Source organism: uncultured Cyclobacterium sp., assembly GCF_963976465.1.
In the GTDB taxonomy this organism is placed as follows: Bacteria; Bacteroidota; Bacteroidia; order Cytophagales; family Cyclobacteriaceae; genus Cyclobacterium.
In genome coordinates this window covers 1-1,829 of the sequence record NZ_CAXBOC010000704.1, presented here as the reverse complement: position 1 = coordinate 1,829, position 1,829 = coordinate 1, and the positions used below count along the sequence as shown (strand labels likewise).

Genomic DNA, 1,829 nt, shown 5'->3' with positions numbered 1-1,829 from the left:
CTCCAAAGCTTTGTCGAAGTCCTGAAGCTTTAAATACAAAGAAGCAAGGTCTAGGATATACTGTCTATAGTTGCCTTCATTGGCCATTAAATTTTCTAAAACTCCTGCGGCTTCTCTTGTTTTATTCTGACTATTATAAATTTCTGCTATTTGTAAATGATAATATTTATTATCAGGATCCAATTCTAGGGCCCTTTGCCCATAGGACAAAGCTTTTTCATACTGCTTTGCACGGACCATCATTTGGGAAAGTTTAAAATGAATGGCACTTTCTTCTTCTTTAAATTCCAGGGCTTTTAGGAAATAGAAATAAGCTTTCTCATAATCGTCTAGCATGAGGTTTTTCTGTCCTTCAATAAACAATCTGCTGGCCATTATCTCTTTTTCTTTTGCCTTCCGTTCTTTTCGACTAAGTTTCTTCTGAGCAAAAGCCTCTTCCATGGGTATTCCCAGAGAGATGGCAAAGGTGAAAAACCAAACTAAAAAATTTAAATTTAATTTATTCATTTTTCTGCACGATATCAGTTTGCCAATTTTACTATTGACAAAACCTCTTTTTTGACTATTATTGGGGGATTCAACGCTGCTTAGATCAAGAGTATCAAAATGATCCATTGGACGCATTAAATCCTTTTCTTTTAAAATATACAATTAACCCTTGCTTTTGGTTCAACTTTTTGTGTAGCCAAAAGAAATGAATATGGCACTAAAGTTACAATTATTTGCCCGTGCTCCCATAGCCTCCGGTTCCCCTTTCAGTGTCCGAAAGCTGTTCCTGTGGGTTCCATTCAATTTGTTCATGTTTGGCAATGACCATCTGAGCAATTCTTTCTCCATCTTGAACGATAAAAGTGGTGTCAGAATTATTGACCAGAAGCACTTTTATTTCTCCTCGATAATCAGCATCAATTGTGCCAGGACTGTTGAGAACAGTAACTCCATGTTTGTATGCCAAGCCACTTCTCGGTCTTATTTGTGCTTCGAAGCCTCCTGGCAATTCAATATACAAACCTGTACCAATTAATTTTCTCTCCAGTGGTTTCAATGTAATTGGCTCTTCTATATTGGCAGTAAGATCCAGACCTGCAGATTGTTCGGTTTGATAAGCAGGTAATGGGTGATTTGATTGATTGATTACGTTTATTTTCATGCTATTTGTTGGAGAACGATTTTAATAACAAATTTAATTCCTTTTTTTCCAGCAGAAAAATTAGGACACCATACAAAAGAATAATGGAGGAGTGCAGCGTGAAATTTAAAACCAAAGAGCCTGTATCCAAAAGAAAACCTCCATAACTTAATGTAAATGCGATTAGCAAATAGCCGGTATCCTTCTTTGTTTGATAAGGGATGGGATAATGTTTTTGACCAATAAAGTAACAGAGTAAAGTCATTACCAAATAACTACCGAACGTACTCAAGGCACCCCCTAAAAATCCTAGGACAGGTACCAATGTCAGGATGATAATAATAGTAACGACAGCTCCTATTAAGGTGATATAAAAACTGTATTGGGTTTGGTCTGTAATTTTAAACCAAATGCTTAGATTATAGTAGATCCCTAGAAATAGGTAGCCCATTAAGAGGATTGGAACCATGGGTAAAGCTGTAGCATACCCCTCCGCCTGGAAAAACAATTCCCCGATTAATTTTAAATTTACGGATACTGCTACCATCAGGAACGTGCAGAAGATGATGAACCAATGCATTACCCTAGCGAATAACTGGGGATTATTTTTGTTTTCAGCCTGCTGGAAGAAAAAGGGTTCTGCCGCATATTTAAAGGCCTGAATAATCAGACTCATTAAAATTGCCAATTTAAAATTGGC

At 36.8% G+C, this 1,829-nt stretch carries 3 protein-coding genes; all 3 read right to left on the bottom strand.

All coding sequences use genetic code 11. The features are described from left to right. A partial coding sequence (locus AAC037_RS24105) for a tetratricopeptide repeat protein (RefSeq protein WP_339906219.1) occupies positions 1 to 507 on the bottom strand: 507 nt, incomplete at its 3' end. A 211-nt stretch (positions 508 to 718) separates the two neighbouring features. Further along, positions 719 to 1,150, bottom strand: a complete 432-nt coding sequence (gene dut / locus AAC037_RS24100; RefSeq protein WP_339906217.1) for a dUTP diphosphatase — start codon at positions 1,148 to 1,150, stop codon at positions 719 to 721. Position 1,151: 1 nt separating this feature from the next. After that, positions 1,152 to 1,829: polysaccharide biosynthesis C-terminal domain-containing protein (locus AAC037_RS24095; protein ID WP_339906216.1), on the bottom strand; the 678-nt coding region annotated here is incomplete at its 5' end.

Bases quoted from the DNA above. Each gene is read 5' to 3' on its own strand.
- dut (WP_339906217.1), bottom strand. From the start codon at position 1,150: ATGAAAATAAACGTAATCAATCAATCAAATCACCCATTACCTGCTTAT.